The sequence below is a fragment of the Pseudoduganella sp. GW821-FHT05F09 genome (genome assembly GCF_059419605.1).
The window spans coordinates 100,102-115,387 of the sequence record NZ_JBWKSD010000007.1 but is presented as its reverse complement, the minus strand read 5'-3'; the positions used below and the strand labels follow the sequence as shown (position 1 = coordinate 115,387).

Below are 15,286 nucleotides of genomic sequence, written 5' to 3'. Positions count from 1 at the left end.
GGCGCCTTTTCCATTGCTACATTAGCCGGCAACTTTCGGCTCGGCGGCGCGCAGGCGGATATGCAGCTCTTTCAGCTGCTTCTCGTCCACTTCCGACGGGGCGTGGGTCAGCAGATCCTGTGCACGCTGGGTTTTCGGGAAGGCGATCACGTCGCGGATCGAATCGGACTTGGTCATCAGCGTCACGATACGGTCCAGGCCGAATGCCAGGCCGCCGTGCGGAGGCGCGCCGTACTGCAGCGCGTCCAGCAGGAAGCCGAACTTCAGGCGGGCTTCGTCGGCGTCGATCTTCAGCGCGCGGAACACTTTCGATTGCACTTCCTCGCGGTGGATACGGATCGAACCGCCGCCCAGTTCCCAGCCGTTCAGCACCATGTCGTAGGCCTTGGCGATGCAGGCGCCCGGATTGGTTTCCAGCATGTCCTCGTGGCCGTCTTTCGGCGCGGTGAACGGGTGGTGGGTCGCGGTCCAGCGGTCGCCTTCTTCGTCGTATTCGAACATCGGGAAGTCGATCACCCACAGCGGCGCCCAGACGTCGTCGAACAGGCCGGCTTTCTTGCCGAATTCGGAATGGCCGATCTTCACGCGCAGCGCGCCGATGGCGTCGTTCACCACCTTGGCTTTGTCGGCGCCGAAGAAGATCAGGTCGCCGTCTTGCGCGCCCGTCAGTTCCAGGATCTTGGCCAGGGTTGCGTCGTCGATGGTCTTGACGATAGGCGATTGCAGGCCGTCGCGGCCTTTCGCTTTTTCGTTGACCTTGATGTAGGCCAGGCCGCGCGCGCCGTAGATGGCCACGAACTGGGTGTAGGCGTCGATTTCCGAACGCGGCATCGAGCCGCCTTGCGGCACGCGCATGCCGACCACGCGGCCGTTAGGCAGGTTGGCGGCGGCGTTGAAGATCTTGAACTCGACGTTCTTGACCACGTCGGTCAGTTCGGTGAATTCCAGCTTGACGCGCATGTCCGGCTTGTCCGAACCGTATTTGCCCATGGCTTCGGAGAAGTCCATGACCGGGAAGGGGTTGGGCAGGTCGACGTCCATGGTGTTCTTGAACACCAGGCGTATCATGTCCTCGAACAGGTCGCGGATCTCCTGCTCGGTCAGGAAGGAGGTTTCGCAGTCGATCTGGGTGAATTCAGGCTGGCGGTCGGCGCGCAGGTCTTCGTCGCGGAAGCACTTGGTGATCTGGTAGTAGCGGTCGAAGTTGGCCACCATCAGCAGCTGCTTGAACAGCTGCGGCGACTGCGGCAGCGCGAAGAAGTTGCCGGCGTTGACGCGCGACGGCACCAGGTAGTCGCGCGCGCCTTCCGGCGTGGACTTGGTCAGCATCGGGGTCTCGATGTCGATGAAGCCGAGCGCGTCCAGGTATTTGCGCACTTCCATCGTCACCTTGTAGCGCAGGCGCAGGTTGTTCTGCATCTGCGGACGGCGCAGGTCCAGCACGCGGTGGGTCAGGCGGGTGGTTTCGGACAGGTTGTCGTCGTCCAGCTGGAACGGCACGGCCACGGAGGGGTTCAGCACTTCCAGTTCGGAGCAGATGACTTCGATCTTGCCCGATTTCAGGTTGGCGTTGACGGTGCCGGCCAGGCGGTCCTTGACCACGCCGGTGACGCGCAGGCAGAACTCGTTGCGCACGGATTCGGCGGCTTTGAACACGTCGGCCTGCTCAGGATTGCAGACGATTTGAACCAGGCCTTCGCGGTCGCGCAGGTCGATGAAGATCACGCCGCCGTGGTCGCGGCGACGGTGTACCCAACCGCACAGGCTGACGGTTTGGCCGAGCTGGGCTTCAGTGGTGAGGCCGCAGTAGTGAGTGCGCATAGACATGGTTATTTCTCAGTTCAGGTAAGTTGGTTCAATCGGGCGCAACCACGCCCATGGAGACGATGTACTTCAGGGCTGCATCGACGCTCATGTCGAGCTCGATGACATCTTTCTTGGCCAACATCAGGAAAAATCCCGAGGTCGGATTCGGTGTGGTGGGCACGTACACGCTGACGTACTCGCCCTCCAGGTGATTTTTCACGTCGCCGCCCGGCACCCCGGTCAGGAAGGCGATGGTGCGCGAATTCTGGTGCGGATACGGGATCAGCACGGCCTTGCGGAAGGCGTTGCCGGACGAGGAGAACAGCGTGTCCGACACCTGCTTGACGCTGCCGTACAGCGAGCTGACCACGGGAATGCGGTTCAGCAGCTTTTCCCACATGCGCACGATGTAGTTGCCGACCAGGTTGTTGGTCAGCAGGCCGGTCAGGAACACGATCAGCACGGTCAGAATGGTGCCCAGGCCGGGAATGTCGAAGCCGAACAGGGCCAGCGGGCGGAAACGCTCGGGCACCAGCAGCAGCGACTGGTCCATGGTGCTGATCACCAGGTTCAGCACCCAGGCGGTAATCGCCAGGGGCACCAGGATCAGCAGGCCGGTGATGAAGTATTTACGCATGGTCTCAGGCCGGGCCGGTGCTGCCGGCAGGCGTGGCTGCGGGCGCGGCGGGCTTGGCTTCGGATTTGGCTTCCGGCTTGGCTTCGGCCTTGGCGTCGGACGGGCCGGTGGCCACGCCGGTCGCAGGCGGCGTGCCGCCACGGAAGTCGGTCGCGTACCAGCCGGTGCCCTTGAGCTGGAAACCAGCGGCGGTCAGCTGCTTCTTGAAAGTTGCCTTGCCGCAATTAGGGCAATCGGTCAGGACCGGATCGGACATTTTCTGCAAAACATCCTTGGCAAAGCCACAGTCGTCGCAGCGGTAAGCGTAGATCGGCATTCAATTACTCCGCAAAAATCATCAAAACCCTGAATTATAAAGCCTTTTGCAAGCCGGAACGCGAATTACAGCCGCCGCCAGACCATCCAGCGCTCCTTGCCCTCGAAAACCGGCATGGAATCGGACACCGCTTCGTCCGCTTCGCAGCGGAAATACGGGGCGAGCAAGGCGTCCAGCCGGTCGCGGGCGATGCCGAAGGGCGGGCCTTTGGCGTTGTCGTCAAAAAAGAAATAGCCGGCCAGCACGGCGCCGGACGGCAGCAATGCTGCCCAGCGCTCGGCCACCTGCGGCCACATGGCGCGCGGCAAGGCGCACAGGAAGGCGCGTTCGTAGATCAGCCCGAGCGGGGCGGCGGGCTGGAACTGGAAGAAATCGGCCTCCAGCACCCTGCCCTGCCATTCCGGACCGACGGCCTGGCGCGCGGCGGCCACGGCGGCGGGGGCAAAGTCGATGGCGGTGGCGTTCCAGCCGGCTTGGCACAGGAAGGCCAGCTCGTAGGCGCTGCCGCAGCCGGGGATCAGCGTAGCGGGTGCGGCGCCGGCGCTGTCGGCCACGTAGCGGCGCAGGCGTTCGGGCACGCCGCCCCGGTCCCAGGGCGTAAAGCCCTTGCCGAAGCGCTCGTCCCAGAAGGCCGGGGCCAGCGGGTCGCGCGTGTCGAAGGACGGCGGCTTGTTCACAGCAGGCCGCGCCAGCGCATGATGGCTTGCAGGCCCAGCGCGCCGGCCGCGAAGGCGCCGGCGAAGTACACCACAAAGCTGATCAGCCGGTTGGTGCGCTGCTGTTCGGCGATGAGCACGCGCAGCAGTTCGTTGTTGGTGTTGTCCGGCTCGCCTGCCACGCTGAGCGCGCGGTGCATCAGGCGCGGCAGCTGGGGCAGCACGTGGGTGTAGCGCGGCGCCTCGGCCTTCAGGCGCTCCAGCATGCCCTGCCAGCCGACCTGCTCGGCCATCCAGTTTTCCAGGTAGGGCTTGGCGGTTTTCCACAGGTCCAGGTCCGGGTCCAGCTGGCGGCCCAGGCCTTCGATATTGAGCAGCGTCTTCTGCAGCAGCACCAGCTGCGGCTGCACTTCGACGTTGAAGCGGCGCGAGGTCTGGAACAGGCGCAGCAGGATCTGGCCGAAGGAGATGTCTTTGAGCGGACGGTCGAAGATGGGCTCGCAGCAGGCGCGCACGGCCGATTCCAGCTCGTCCACGCGGGTTTCCTTGGGCGCCCAGCCGGATTCGATGTGGGCCTCGGCCACGCGCTTGTAGTCGCGGCGGAAGAAGGCCAGGAAGTTCTGCGACAGATAGTCCTTGTCGAAGTCGTTCAGCGTGCCGACGATGCCGAAGTCCAGCGCGATGTAGCGGCCGAAAGTGGCCGGATCGATGGACACCAGGATATTCCCGGGGTGCATGTCGGCGTGGAAGAAGCCGTCGCGGAACACCTGCGTGAAAAAGATCTCCACGCCGTCGCTGGACAGCTTTTTCAGGTCCACGCCGGCTTCCCGCAGGCGCTCGATCTGCGACACGGGGATGCCGTGCATGCGCTCCATGACGATCACGCTGGACGAGCAATAGTCCCAGTACATTTCCGGCACCAGCAGCAGCTTGCCGTCGGCAAAGTTGCGGCGCAGCTGGCTGGCGTTGGCCGCCTCGCGCATCAGGTCCAGCTCGTCGTGCAGGTATTTGTCGAACTCGCCCACCACCTCTTTCGGCTTCAGGCGCTTGCTGTCGGCCCACAGGCGGCCTATCCAGTCGGCGGCGATATGCATCAGCGCCACGTCCTCGTCGATCAGCTTTTTCATGCCGGGACGCAGCACCTTGACGGCCACTTCCTTGCCGTCCTTCAGCACGGCGAAGTGCACCTGCGCGATGGAGGCGGACGCCACCGGCGTGCGCTCGAAGCTGGCGAACAAACGGTCCGGATGGTCGCCCAGCGAGCGCTGGATCTGCGCAATGGCCAGGTCGGAATCGAAAGGCGGCACGCGGTCCTGCAGCAGCGCCAGCTCTTCCACGATGTCGAGCGGGATCAGGTCGCGCCGGGTGGACAGCACCTGGCCGAACTTCACGAAGATGGGGCCGAGTTCCTCCAGCGCCAGGCGCAGGCGCAGGCCGCGCGGCGCGGAGATGTCGCGCCAGAAGAAGGCGGTGTCGATCAGCTTGGCGGTGCGCGGCACGCGCAGGCCGGAGAAGGCGATTTCATCGAGTCCGTACTGGACGGCCACCCGCAGGATTTTCAGCAGGCGCAGGAATTTCAAGATCATGTAGGGTCCCCGGCGCGCTGCGCCAGCTTCTTTTCCAGGTTGGCCAGGCGCTTGGCGAAGCGCTCGGTGTCGTCGCGCAGGCGGCGCACGTCCGCGCCGAACTGCTCGGTCACGGCCGGGCGCACCAGCAGCGGGTTTTCTTCAAGGAAGTACTCGGCGGCGTTCTCGGCCAGCTTGCGCTGCCCGGTCTTCAGCGCCGCGAACGCCGCCCTGGCGCCGCCCACCAGGCGGGTGGCGGCGATGGGGCCGAACACTTTTTCCAGGTCGTGCTCGGCTTCCCAGCGCAGCGACTTGGACAGCTGCGAGATGGCGTTGGCAAATTCGGCGTCGCCCTCGATCTGCACATAGGAAAAAGCGCGCTCGCGGTTTTGCGCGATCAGCGGCAGGTCGGACAGCTTGAGGCGGATGGTGACGCTGGCGGCGGCGTCCGGCGCGGCCGCTTCCACCATGCCGTCGGCGGTCACGCCCAGGCGCAGCTCCACCGGGGCGGCGGCGATGCAGGCCACCTTGCCGGCATGCAGGCGCAAGGCGGCGCGCGCCCACGGTTCCTGGGCCAGCAGGTGGTTGATGGTGGCGGCGACGGGCGTCAGCGGCGACGGCAGATTAGGTATGGTCGAAGAGGACATGCATTCAGGGGGCTTAAAAAAACAAAACCGCCCAGTTTGCCTGGGCGGTCTTGATCTTACCAGTTCTGGGCTCAGGCCAATTGCTGGATACCGGCCAACAGCCAGCCACCGCTGCCGGCGACCGGCTTGGCCAGGTTCCACACTTCATGGAAGGGCTCGGCCAGGGCGTCCGGCGCGGGCTTGATGGAACCGTGGAACTTCACGCTGGCCAGATAGTCCTTGCCGTCGTTCTCGATGCCCAGCAGCTCGGCTTCGATGGTGACCACGTCGGTGTAGTCGGCCTGGGCGCCGCGTTCGGCGATCTGCATTTTCAGCTCGGCGAACACTTCCGGGGTGGTGAATTCGCGGATGTCAGCCGAATCGCCCTTGTCCCAGGCCGCTTGCAGGCGGATGAAGTTGCTCTTCGCGTGGCGCAGGAAGGACGCGGTGTCGAAGTCGGCCGGCACGCCCCATGGGGTGTGCGCAAGCGGCGCGGCGGCCTTGTCCAGGTTCAGGCCGCCCGCGGCAGGCTGCAGCGGAGGCAGGCCGGAACCGATCTCCGGGGTGAAGGCCGCTGGCTGCTGCGGCTGTGGCTGCCAGGCGCTGCCGCCGAAGCTGCCGCCGCCGGCGGCCATGGGCTGCGGCGAGGTCTTGCGGCGGATCAGGGTGAAGATGAAGTAAGCCACGCCGGCGATCAGCAGGACGGTCAGCAGCGAGCCCAGCATGGACGCCATGGCGCCGCCCAGGCCGAAGTGGGAGAACAGCGCGCCCAGGCCCAGGCCCAGCAGTGCGCCGCCCAGGATGCCCTTCCAGGGGCTGGCGGGCTTGGCCGGAACAGGCGCAGGCGCGGCAGCCGGCGCCGCCGCAGGGGCGGCCGGGCGCGCGGCCTGGCTGGGCGCAGGCGCAGGCTGGGCCGGCATGCGGCTCACGCTTTGCGACTGGCGTCCGATCGAGCGGCCGCCGCCCATGGGACGGGCAATCGCCTCGCCCAGCATGGAGGTGACGGACAGCGCCAGCACGGCGCCGATCAGAATTTTCTTCATGTTCATGATAGTTTCCTGCTTACAGTTTGATACCGGTGTGCAAAGCGGCCACACCTGCCGTCAGGTTGTAATACTGGACCCGCTCCAGTCCCGCATCCTGCATCATGGTTTTCAGGGTTTCCTGGTCCGGATGCATGCGGATCGATTCCGCCAGATAGCGATAGCTTTCCGCGTCGCCGGCGATTTTCTGTCCCAGCCAAGGCAGGACAGAGAACGAATATACATCATAGGGCTTTTGCAGGGGTTCCGCGACCTTGGAGAACTCCAGCACCAGCAATTTGCCGCCCGGTTTCAGCACGCGGCGCATTTCCGCCAGCGCCTGGTCCTTGTGCGTCATGTTGCGCAGGCCGAAAGCGACGCTGACGCGGTCGAAATAGTCGTCCGGGAAGGGCAATTTTTCCGCGTCACACAGCAAGGTGGGGGTGACCAGGCCGCGATTCAAGAGGCGGTCGCGGCCGACGCGCAGCATGGACTCGTTGATATCGGTCAGCCACACCTCGCCGGTGGGGCCGGCTTGCCTGGCGAAGGCCTTGGCCAGGTCGCCGGTGCCGCCGGCGATGTCCAGGCATTTAAAACCCGGGCGCACGGCCGCGTTGGCGATGGTAAACGTCTTCCACAGGCGATGCAGACCGGCCGACATCAGGTCGTTCATCACGTCGTATTTGGCGGCCACCGAGTGGAACACCTTGGCGACTTCCTTCACTTTATCGTCTTCGGAGACGGTCTTGTAGCCGAAATGGGTGGTATTGGTCATGGTCAGGAAAGCTGTGGATTTGCCAGCATTATACAAGCGCAACAAGGAAAATCCCGTCCGGGCTTGATCTGGATGAAAGCGGGCGCCGCTGGCGGGCCTATGCTGGCAGCACAGGAGGCCACGATGAGCTATACCGTCTACATTGACACGTCCATCATCAAGCTGCTCACTTCTCCGCCCAGCCGCGATCCTATAACGCGCGCCTGCCAGCAGCTGACCCGGCATTGGTGGCGCACACGGCGCAATCCCAAACTGTCTTTTTCATCCGCCTATGTAGAAAACGAAATCAAGGCAGATATCCCACTGCTAGCCCAAAACCGCCTTGCGCTTAGCGCGCAAAACCAATTCCTTTACGAAGATTCGGCCGCAAAGATGCTAGGGGAACTCTTGATTTTGGGCGGAGGTCTAAGTTCAGACGCCAGGACTCAGGCTGAACATATTGCTTGCGCAGCAATTAATCACGTCGATGTTCTCCTAAGCTGGAACTGCATCGATATAGTTAATCCGACAAAGTTCAGACTGATGCGCATGATCATGCGATCTCACGAACTAAGGCTTCCGGAACTGGTCACCCCTTTTGCATTAATGGAGCAAAAATTATGAACCGCCTCCCTCCTCTTCCTGAAGACGTCGATTTTCCCGAACTCGATGACGAAAGCAAGGCTATAGCAGACAAACTACACGCTGAATTCAAAGCAAGCAGCAAACTTATACGGGAACGAGTACAACTCAACGGCCGCAGGCCGGCCACACCAAGGGAAGTATGGCAGTTAACCCATCCCGGGACCGACCCGCCTGCGCCTGGCCACAATGCGGAAGCACTCAGGGAACTAACGCCTTACCAGCGCGCGGTGTACCGCTATATTTTCACGCGCGAGGACTAGAGCGTCAGCCCCCGGTAGCTGCGCAGGACGGGCCGGAATAGGCGATGCGGAAAAGCTTGCGGCGCCGCAGTTCGGGCGCCACCTTTTGCAAACCGAAGGCGCGCCGGGTGCTCACGGACCGTCCCGCTGCAACTGTGCGCTGCGGGAACGCAGGTATTCCAGCTCAACCGCATTGGCGGTGAGTTCGCAGGCGCGCGCGTAGGCGGCGATGGCGGCGGCGTTTGCTGCCACACCGCCCTGGCGGCGCAGCAGCTCGGCCTTGGCCGCGTACAGGTAGTGGAACTGCGCCAGCTGGCCGCCCTGCTCCAGCTTGGCGATCCAGGCCAGCCCTTGGGCGGGGCCGTGCGCCATGCCGAGAGCGACGGCGGCGTTCAGCTCCACCACCGGCGTGGGCTGGTAGCGCAGCAGCGCGCCGTAGAGGGCCGAGATTTGCCGCCAGTCGGTGGCGGCGGCGCTGGCGGCCTTGCCGTGCAATGCGGCGATGGCCGCCTGGATCTGGTAGGGGCCGGGCTGGCGCAGCGGCAGCACGGCGTCCAGCACGGCGAGGCCTTCCGCGATGGCCGCGCCGTCCCACAGTGAGCGGTCCTGCGACTCCAGCGTCACCAGCCCGCCTTCGGCCGACACGCGCGCGCCGCTGCGGGCGTGCTGCAGCAGCATGAGCGCCAAGAGGCCTTGCACTTCGGCGTTGCGCGGGGCCAGTTCGGCCATCAGGCGGCCCAGGCGGATCGCTTCGCGGCATAAATCGGTGCGCACCAGGCGCTGGCCGCCGGTGGCGCCGTAGCCTTCGTTGAACACCAGATAAATCACTTGCAGCACCAGCGCCAGGCGCTCCGGCAGCTGGTCCGGCGCGGGCACGATGAAGGGAATGCGCGCCTCCGCAATCTTGCGCTTGGCGCGCACCAGGCGCTGGGCGGTGGTGGCTTCGGTCTCGCAGCAGGCGCGCGCGATTTCGCGGGTGGACAGGCCGCACAGCGTGCGCAAGGCCAGCGCGGTCTGCGCGCCCGGCGCCAGCGCGGGATGGCAGCAGATGAAGATCAGGCGCAGGCGGTCGTCGTCCACCGCCAGGTAATAGCCTGCGGCGGACATGCCGGATGCGGGCGCAGCGGTGACGGTAGCGGCAGGGAGTGCGCCACGCGCAAAGCCGGCTTCGGCATCGTCTGCTGGCTCTTGCGCCAGCTGCGCCAGCACCTGGGTCGAATCGTCCAGCGTGCGGGCGGCGCGGCGCATGTGGTCCAGGCCGGCGTTGCGGGCCACGGTGGTCAGCCAGGCGGCGGGATTGGCGGGCAGGCCGTCGCGCGGCCAGCATTCCAGCGCCTTGCTGTAGGCATCCTGCAGCAAGTCCTCGGCCAGGCTGAAGTCGCCGAAGCGCCGTATCAGCCCCGCCAGCACCCGGCCGCCCTCGCGGCGGCACACCTCCTCCACCGCCCGCGTCAACATGTTAGCGAGCTGAGCCGCATTCGGGGCCTGACCCCGAATGCGGCTCAGTCTGCTGGGACGGGGGCATGGGGTCAGCCGTGTTTGATTTGCGGCCGGACTTCCATCGAGCCGACGCCGGCGGAGGGGCACATGGCGGCCCATTGGATGGCTTCGTCGAGGTTGGCGCAATCGATCAGGTAGTAGCCGCCCAGCTGCTCCTTGGTTTCCGCGAAGGGACCGTCGGTGCAGGCGATTTTGCCGTCGCGCACGCGCACCGTGGTGGCGGTGTGTACCGGCGCCAGCTCGGAGCCGCCGCGCAGCACGCCGGCGGCGATCAGCTGCTGGGTGTAGTCGTTATAGGATTGCATCAGCTCGCCGAGCTGCTGCTCGTTCATGCCGCTGTACAGTTTTTCGTCGGCGTAGATCAGTATCATGTATTCCATGTTGCTCTCCTCAAAAGTCGACCGGACATCCGGACATCACCACGACGAAGGACTTTGGCAATATCGACAGCAGCCATGCAAAAAAATCCCCGCGGCGGGCGGGGATCGTTGTCAGTGCTTGTGGCCGCAGCCGTGCGCCTTGGGCGCGCTGGGCAGGGCTGCGCCGGAGGCGCGGCCGCTGTCGCCGTCGAAGCCGGCGGCGTGCAGCCGCGCCAGGTAGTCCCGCCACAGCTGTTCCTGTTCGGCGCCCAGCTTGTACAGGTAGTCCCAGGTGTAGAGGCCGGAGTCGTGGCCGTCCGAGAAGGTGGGCTTGACCGCGTAGTTGCCCACCGGTTCGAGGCCGGCCAGGCCGACTTCGCGCTTGCCCACTTGTAGCACTTCCTGCCCCGCCCCATGCCCTTTCACTTCGGCCGACGGCGAGTACACGCGCAGCAGTTCGAATGGCAGTTCGAAGGTGGCGCCGTCGTCGAAGCTCACTTCGAGGATGCGCGATTTGTTGTGGACCGTGAGGCCGGTAGCTTGTTTCATGATGCTTTCGACAGATTGGAGACGATGGTCTCGCGCAGCTTCTGCAGCAGCGCGCCGCGGCCGGCCAGGGACATCGGCTCCGGCTCGCGCTGCGCTTCGCCCCAGGTGGGATTGGGGAAATGCACGTCGTCAGTGTAGCGCGGAATAATGTGCCAGTGCACGTGCGGCGTCATGTTGCCGAAGCTGGCCAGGTTGACCTTGGCCGGCTTCATCACTTCGCGCACCGCCGCTTCCACCTGCCACACGGCGTTCATCACGGCCGCGCGGTCGGCGGGCGACAGGTCCGTCATTTCCTTGACGTGCTGGTTCCACACCACGCGCGCGAAGCCGGGGTAGTTGGGCTCGTTGACCAGCAAGGCGCTCAGCTTGCCGTCGCGCCAGATCAGGGTGTCGGCGGACGCGTCGGCCAGCAGCGCGCACAGTTCGCAAGGACGGGCCGTCATACCAGCACCCGCTCGATGCCGCCGTTGTTGGCCTTGGCCACGTAGTCCGGCATCCAGTTCTCGCCCAGCAGATGCTTGGCGATCTCCACCACGATGTAGTCGGCCGTGGTGCCGGCGTCTTCATTGTAGCGCGACACGCCGCCCAGGCAGGCCGGGCAGCTGGTCAGGATCTTCACTTCGCCGGTAAAGCCGTCGGCGCGCAGCTTGTCGGCGCCCTTCACCATTTCCTCTTCCTTGCGGAAGCGGACCTGGGTCGAGATGTCCGGGCGCGCCGCCATCAGCGTGCCGGAGTCGCCGCAGCAGCGGTCGTTCTTCTCGATCTTGGTGCTGTCCACCGTGGTGATGAGCGAGTTCACCGTTTTCAGCGGGTCCTGCATCTTCATCGGCGAGTGGCAAGGGTCGTGGTACATATAGCGGGTGCCGTTCACGCCTTCCAGCTTGACGTTCTTCTCCAGCAGGTATTCATGGATGTCCATGATGCGGCAGCCGGGGAAGATCTTTTCGAACTCGTAGGACGCCAGCTGGTCGTAGCAGGTGCCGCACGAGACCACCACGGTCTTGATGTCCAGGTAGTTCAGGGTGTTGGCCATGCGGTGGAACAGCACGCGGTTGTCCGTCACCATCTTGTCGGCCTTGTCGAAGTCGCCCGCGCCGCGCTGCGGATAGCCGCAGCACAGGTAGCCCGGCGGCAGCACGGTCTGCACGCCCACTTCCCACAGCATGGCCTGGGTGGCGAGGCCCACTTGCGAGAACAGGCGCTCCGAACCGCAGCCCGGGAAGTAGAACACGGCTTCGGTGTCGGCCGTGGTTTTCTTCGGGTCGCGGATGATGGGGATCATCTTGTTGTCTTCGATGTCGAGCAGCGCGCGCGCGGTCTTCTTCGGCAGGTTGCCCGGCATCTTCTTGTTGATGAAGTGGATCACCTGCTCTTTGATGGGCGGCTTGCCCACCGTCGGCGGCGGCGCCTTGGTCTGGCTGCGGGCGAATTTCTTCAGCACGTCGTTGCCCAGGCGCTGGGCCTTGTAGGCCACGCCCACCATGCCCTGGCGCACCGTGTTGATGGTGGTGGGGTCGGTCGCGTTCAGGAAGAACATGGCCGCCGCCTTGCCCGGGTTGAAGCTGCGCTTGTCCATCTTGCGCAGCAGGTTGCGCATATTCATCGACACGTCGCCGAAGTCGATGTTGACCGGACAGGGCGTGACGCATTTGTGGCAAACCGTGCAGTGGTCGGCCACGTCCTCGAATTCTTCCCAGTGCTTGATGGAGATGCCGCGCCGGGTCTGCTCTTCGTACAGGAAGGCTTCGATCAGCGAGGACGTCGCCAGGATCTTGTCGCGCGGCGAGTACAGCAGGTTGGCGCGCGGCACGTGGGTCGAGCACACGGGTTTGCATTTGCCGCAGCGCAGGCAGTCCTTGACGCTGTTGGCGATTTCGCCGATATCGCTTTGCTGCATGATCAGCGATTCGTGGCCCATCAGGCCGAAAGACGGGGTGTAGGCGTTGGACAGGTCGGCGTCCATGCCCGGCAGGTTGAGCAGCTTGCCCTTGTTGAAGCGGCCTTCCGGATCGACGCGCAGCTTGTACTCGCGGAAGTTGACGATTTCTTCTTCGGTCAGGAATTCCAGCTTGGTGATGCCGATGCCGTGCTCGCCCGAGATCACGCCGTTCAGCGAACGGGCCAGCTTCATGATGCGCGCCACGGCCTTGTGCGCCAGCTGCAGCATCTCGTAGTGGTCCGAGTTCACCGGCAGGTTGGTGTGCACGTTGCCGTCGCCGGCGTGCATGTGCAGCGCCACGAACACGCGGCCGCGCAGCACGCGCTTGTGGATGGCGGTGGCCTCGTCCAGGATCAGCTTGAAGGCGCCGCCGTTGAAGATCTGGCGCAGCACGGCGCGGATTTCCTGCTTCCAGCTGACGCGCACGGTGCGGTCCTGCACCACGTCGAACAGGGTGGCGTCCGGCTGGCGCTGCAGGCGCTCGTCGAAGGCCGCGTCCAGCGCGCCCAGGCCCAGCGCGCGCAGTTGTTCGCGCACGGCGGACAGCGGCTGGTCCAGGTTGTCCTGCGTGAAGGTCCAGCGCTGCTGCACCTGCTCCAGCAAGGCCAGCGCCTGCTGCGCGCGGTCGCCCAGCATTTCGGCGTCGCCCACCTTGTCGTCGGAGGCGTCGTCGCTCTTGCCGACCGGCAGATTGCCCGCTTCGAAGAAGGCCCGCAGTTCGCCCGCCAGCTCCAGCTTGTTGGTGATGGACAGCTCGACGTTGATGCGCTCGATGCCGTCGGTGTATTCGCCCATGCGGTTGAGCGGAATCACCACGTCTTCATTGATCTTGAAGGCATTGGTGTGCTTGGCGATGGCGGCGGTGCGGGCGCGGTCCAGCCAGAATTTCTTGCGCGCTTCCGGGCTCACGGCCACGAAGCCCTCGCCCACGCGGGTGTTCGCCAGGCGCACCACTTCGGAGGCGGCGATGGCCACCGCGTCCTCGTCGTCGCCGACGATGTCGCCGAACAGCGCCATCTTGGGCAGTACGCCGCGCTTGGACTTGGTGGCGTAGCCCACCGCGCGCAGGTAGCGCTCGTCCAGGTGTTCCAGGCCGGCCAGGCGCAGCGTGGCGAATTTTTCGCCGGTGGCGGGCAGGCCGTCCAGGTAGTCCTTGATTTCAACAATCGACGGGATCGCGTCGCGCGCCTGGCCGAAGAACTCCAGGCACACGGTGCGGGTGTGCTTGGGCATCTTGTGCAGGATCCAGCGCGCCGACGTGATCAGGCCGTCGCAGCCCTCTTTCTGGATGCCCGGCAGGCCGGCCAGGAATTTGTCGGTCACGTCCTTGCCCAGGCCTTCCTTGCGGAACACGCGGCCGGCGATCTCCAGGATCTCGGTCTTGAACGGCTCGCCTTTCGACTCGCCGCGCGCGTTCGGGTGCGTCCATTCCAGCTTGAAGCGGGCCAGAGGGGTGTCGTGGATCTTGGACAGGTTGTGGTCCAGGCGCGTGACCTCCAGCCAGTCGCCGTTCGGATCGACCATCTTCCACGAAGCCAGGTTGTCCAGCGCCGTGCCCCACAGCACGGCCTTCTTGCCGCCCGCGTTCATGGCGATATTGCCGCCGATGCAGGAGGCGTGCGCCGAGGTCGGGTCCACCGCGAACACGAAGCCGGCCTTCTCTGCCGCTTCGGACACCTTGTTGGTGATGACGCCGGCGCCCGAATAAATGGTGGCGTATTCCTTGTCCAGGCCGGGCAGCACTTTCATCTCGACCTTGCCGAGATTGAGCAGCTTTTCGGTGTTGATGACGGCCGACAGCGGCGTGAGCGGAATGGCGCCGCCGGTGTAGCCGGTGCCGCCGCCGCGCGGGATGATGGTCAGCCCCAGCTCGATGCAGCCCTTCACCAGGCCGGCCATTTCGTCCTCGGTGTCCGGCGTCAGCACCACGAAGGGGTACTCGACGCGCCAGTCGGTGGCGTCGGTCACGTGGGAGATGCGCTTCATGCCGTCGAAGCAGATGTTGTGCTTTTCGGTGTAGCGGCCCAGTACCTTGGTGGTGCGCTTGCGCAGGTCATAGGTCTGGCGGAATTCTTCGCCGAACGCTTCCACCGCCAGACTGGCGGCCTTGAGCAGCTTTTCCACGTTCTGGCTGCGGGTCTTGTCGGCCTCGGCGCCGTCCACGGCCACGCGGCGCTTGTCCACTTCGGCCAGGCGGTGGTGCAAGGCGTCGATCAGTTCCTGGCGGCGTTTCGGGTTGTCCAGCAGGTCGTCTTGCAGATAGGGATTGCGGCGCACGGCCCAGATGTCGCCCAGCACTTCGTACAGCATGCGCGCCGACCGGCCGGTCTGGCGCGCGCTGCGCAGCTCGTCCAGCACCTGCCAGGACTCCTCCCCCAGTAGCCGGATGACGATCTCGCGATCGGAAAACGACGTGTAGTTGTAAGGGATTTCACGCAAGCGGGTGGCTGCGGGACCATTTGGCGTTTCGGCGAGGAGAGCTTGGATTTGTGCGGGGGCGTTCATTGTTTAATGTGCTACGGACTGACCCTAAGGAAGAACATTCTAACTTATTGCGCCGCACCACGCCCCAACAGCCTTAGAGCGCCGCGGGGTTACGCGAACGTCAAATGGCCGATAAAAATTCGAAAAAATAGTATTTTCAGACAATTTCCTGCCTTTTCATGCCGGATG

General features: G+C 64.6%; 15 protein-coding genes. 2 read left to right on the top strand and 13 right to left on the bottom strand.

The window, feature by feature from the left end:
• Positions 1 to 21: 21 nt before the first annotated feature.
• From aspS to ubiE, 8 genes are all read right to left on the bottom strand, one after another.
• On the bottom strand, positions 22 to 1,827 hold the full coding sequence (aspS, locus tag AC07S4_RS22280) for an aspartate--tRNA ligase (protein ID WP_494988697.1): 1,806 nt from the start codon (positions 1,825 to 1,827) through the stop codon (positions 22 to 24).
• A 28-nt stretch (positions 1,828 to 1,855) separates the two neighbouring features.
• On the bottom strand, positions 1,856 to 2,443 hold the full coding sequence (locus AC07S4_RS22275; protein WP_494988696.1) for a DUF502 domain-containing protein: 588 nt from the start codon (positions 2,441 to 2,443) through the stop codon (positions 1,856 to 1,858).
• 4 nt (positions 2,444 to 2,447) lie between these two features.
• Positions 2,448 to 2,759: an FmdB family zinc ribbon protein gene (locus AC07S4_RS22270; RefSeq protein WP_494988695.1), complete on the bottom strand. Its 312-nt coding sequence runs from the start codon at positions 2,757 to 2,759 to the stop codon at positions 2,448 to 2,450.
• 65 nt (positions 2,760 to 2,824) lie between these two features.
• A complete protein-coding gene (locus AC07S4_RS22265) occupies positions 2,825 to 3,436 on the bottom strand; it encodes a methyltransferase domain-containing protein (RefSeq protein ID WP_494988694.1) in 612 nt (203 codons plus the stop codon).
• Positions 3,433 to 5,001, bottom strand: coding sequence for a ubiquinone biosynthesis regulatory protein kinase UbiB (ubiB, locus tag AC07S4_RS22260; RefSeq protein WP_494988693.1), 1,569 nt, complete (start codon positions 4,999 to 5,001; stop codon positions 3,433 to 3,435). Before ubiB ends, AC07S4_RS22265 begins: the two co-directional genes overlap by 4 nt.
• Positions 4,998 to 5,627, bottom strand: coding sequence for a ubiquinone biosynthesis accessory factor UbiJ (locus AC07S4_RS22255; RefSeq protein WP_494988692.1), 630 nt, complete (start codon positions 5,625 to 5,627; stop codon positions 4,998 to 5,000). Before AC07S4_RS22255 ends, ubiB begins: the two co-directional genes overlap by 4 nt.
• A 71-nt stretch (positions 5,628 to 5,698) precedes the next feature.
• Positions 5,699 to 6,655, bottom strand: a complete 957-nt coding sequence (locus AC07S4_RS22250) for a Tim44 domain-containing protein (protein WP_494988691.1) — start codon at positions 6,653 to 6,655, stop codon at positions 5,699 to 5,701.
• Between the two features lie 13 nt (positions 6,656 to 6,668).
• Complete coding sequence (gene ubiE / locus AC07S4_RS22245) at positions 6,669 to 7,403, bottom strand: bifunctional demethylmenaquinone methyltransferase/2-methoxy-6-polyprenyl-1,4-benzoquinol methylase UbiE (RefSeq protein ID WP_228894591.1); 735 nt, start codon at positions 7,401 to 7,403, stop codon at positions 6,669 to 6,671.
• Between ubiE and AC07S4_RS22240 the strand changes: the two genes are divergently transcribed.
• Positions 7,386 to 8,006, top strand: coding sequence for a PIN domain-containing protein (locus tag AC07S4_RS22240; RefSeq protein WP_494988690.1), 621 nt, complete (start codon positions 7,386 to 7,388; stop codon positions 8,004 to 8,006). The genes ubiE and AC07S4_RS22240 overlap by 18 nt on opposite strands.
• Positions 8,003 to 8,287: a hypothetical protein gene (locus AC07S4_RS22235; RefSeq protein WP_494988689.1), complete on the top strand. Its 285-nt coding sequence runs from the start codon at positions 8,003 to 8,005 to the stop codon at positions 8,285 to 8,287. The genes AC07S4_RS22240 and AC07S4_RS22235 overlap by 4 nt, the downstream gene beginning before the upstream one ends.
• Before the next feature lie 111 nt (positions 8,288 to 8,398).
• Here the strand turns inward: AC07S4_RS22235 and AC07S4_RS22230 are convergent, their stop codons facing one another.
• From AC07S4_RS22230 to AC07S4_RS22210, 5 genes are all read right to left on the bottom strand, one after another.
• Complete coding sequence (locus tag AC07S4_RS22230) at positions 8,399 to 9,724, bottom strand: RNA polymerase sigma factor (protein WP_494988688.1); 1,326 nt, start codon at positions 9,722 to 9,724, stop codon at positions 8,399 to 8,401.
• A gap of 71 nt (positions 9,725 to 9,795) precedes the next feature.
• Entirely contained in the window at positions 9,796 to 10,146 is a 351-nt protein-coding gene (locus AC07S4_RS22225; protein ID WP_494988687.1) for a YciI family protein, read from the bottom strand.
• A gap of 111 nt (positions 10,147 to 10,257) precedes the next feature.
• On the bottom strand, positions 10,258 to 10,674 hold the full coding sequence (locus AC07S4_RS22220) for a gamma-butyrobetaine hydroxylase family protein (RefSeq protein ID WP_494988686.1): 417 nt from the start codon (positions 10,672 to 10,674) through the stop codon (positions 10,258 to 10,260).
• On the bottom strand, positions 10,671 to 11,117 hold the full coding sequence (locus AC07S4_RS22215; protein WP_494988685.1) for an HIT family protein: 447 nt from the start codon (positions 11,115 to 11,117) through the stop codon (positions 10,671 to 10,673). The genes AC07S4_RS22220 and AC07S4_RS22215 overlap by 4 nt, the downstream gene beginning before the upstream one ends.
• Positions 11,114 to 15,118: a DUF3683 domain-containing protein gene (locus tag AC07S4_RS22210; RefSeq protein ID WP_494988684.1), complete on the bottom strand. Its 4,005-nt coding sequence runs from the start codon at positions 15,116 to 15,118 to the stop codon at positions 11,114 to 11,116. The genes AC07S4_RS22215 and AC07S4_RS22210 overlap by 4 nt, the downstream gene beginning before the upstream one ends.
• Positions 15,119 to 15,286: the final 168 nt, after the last annotated feature.

What these genes read in the sequence shown, in the direction of transcription:
- aspS (WP_494988697.1), bottom strand. Translation starts at nt 1,827, where the DNA reads ATGTCTATGCGCACTCACTACTGCGGCCTCACCACTGAAGCCCAGCTC.
- AC07S4_RS22220 (WP_494988686.1), bottom strand. Translation starts at nt 10,674, where the DNA reads ATGAAACAAGCTACCGGCCTCACGGTCCACAACAAATCGCGCATCCTC.
- AC07S4_RS22270 (WP_494988695.1), bottom strand. Translation starts at nt 2,759, where the DNA reads ATGCCGATCTACGCTTACCGCTGCGACGACTGTGGCTTTGCCAAGGAT.
- AC07S4_RS22235 (WP_494988689.1), top strand. Translation starts at nt 8,003, where the DNA reads ATGAACCGCCTCCCTCCTCTTCCTGAAGACGTCGATTTTCCCGAACTC.
- AC07S4_RS22225 (WP_494988687.1), bottom strand. Translation starts at nt 10,146, where the DNA reads ATGGAATACATGATACTGATCTACGCCGACGAAAAACTGTACAGCGGC.
- AC07S4_RS22250 (WP_494988691.1), bottom strand. Translation starts at nt 6,655, where the DNA reads ATGAACATGAAGAAAATTCTGATCGGCGCCGTGCTGGCGCTGTCCGTC.
- AC07S4_RS22240 (WP_494988690.1), top strand. Translation starts at nt 7,386, where the DNA reads ATGGGTGGTATTGGTCATGGTCAGGAAAGCTGTGGATTTGCCAGCATT.
- ubiE (WP_228894591.1), bottom strand. Translation starts at nt 7,403, where the DNA reads ATGACCAATACCACCCATTTCGGCTACAAGACCGTCTCCGAAGACGAT.
- ubiB (WP_494988693.1), bottom strand. Translation starts at nt 5,001, where the DNA reads ATGATCTTGAAATTCCTGCGCCTGCTGAAAATCCTGCGGGTGGCCGTC.
- AC07S4_RS22275 (WP_494988696.1), bottom strand. Translation starts at nt 2,443, where the DNA reads ATGCGTAAATACTTCATCACCGGCCTGCTGATCCTGGTGCCCCTGGCG.
- AC07S4_RS22230 (WP_494988688.1), bottom strand. Translation starts at nt 9,724, where the DNA reads ATGTTGACGCGGGCGGTGGAGGAGGTGTGCCGCCGCGAGGGCGGCCGG.
- AC07S4_RS22215 (WP_494988685.1), bottom strand. Translation starts at nt 11,117, where the DNA reads ATGACGGCCCGTCCTTGCGAACTGTGCGCGCTGCTGGCCGACGCGTCC.
- AC07S4_RS22210 (WP_494988684.1), bottom strand. Translation starts at nt 15,118, where the DNA reads ATGAACGCCCCCGCACAAATCCAAGCTCTCCTCGCCGAAACGCCAAAT.
- AC07S4_RS22255 (WP_494988692.1), bottom strand. Translation starts at nt 5,627, where the DNA reads ATGTCCTCTTCGACCATACCTAATCTGCCGTCGCCGCTGACGCCCGTC.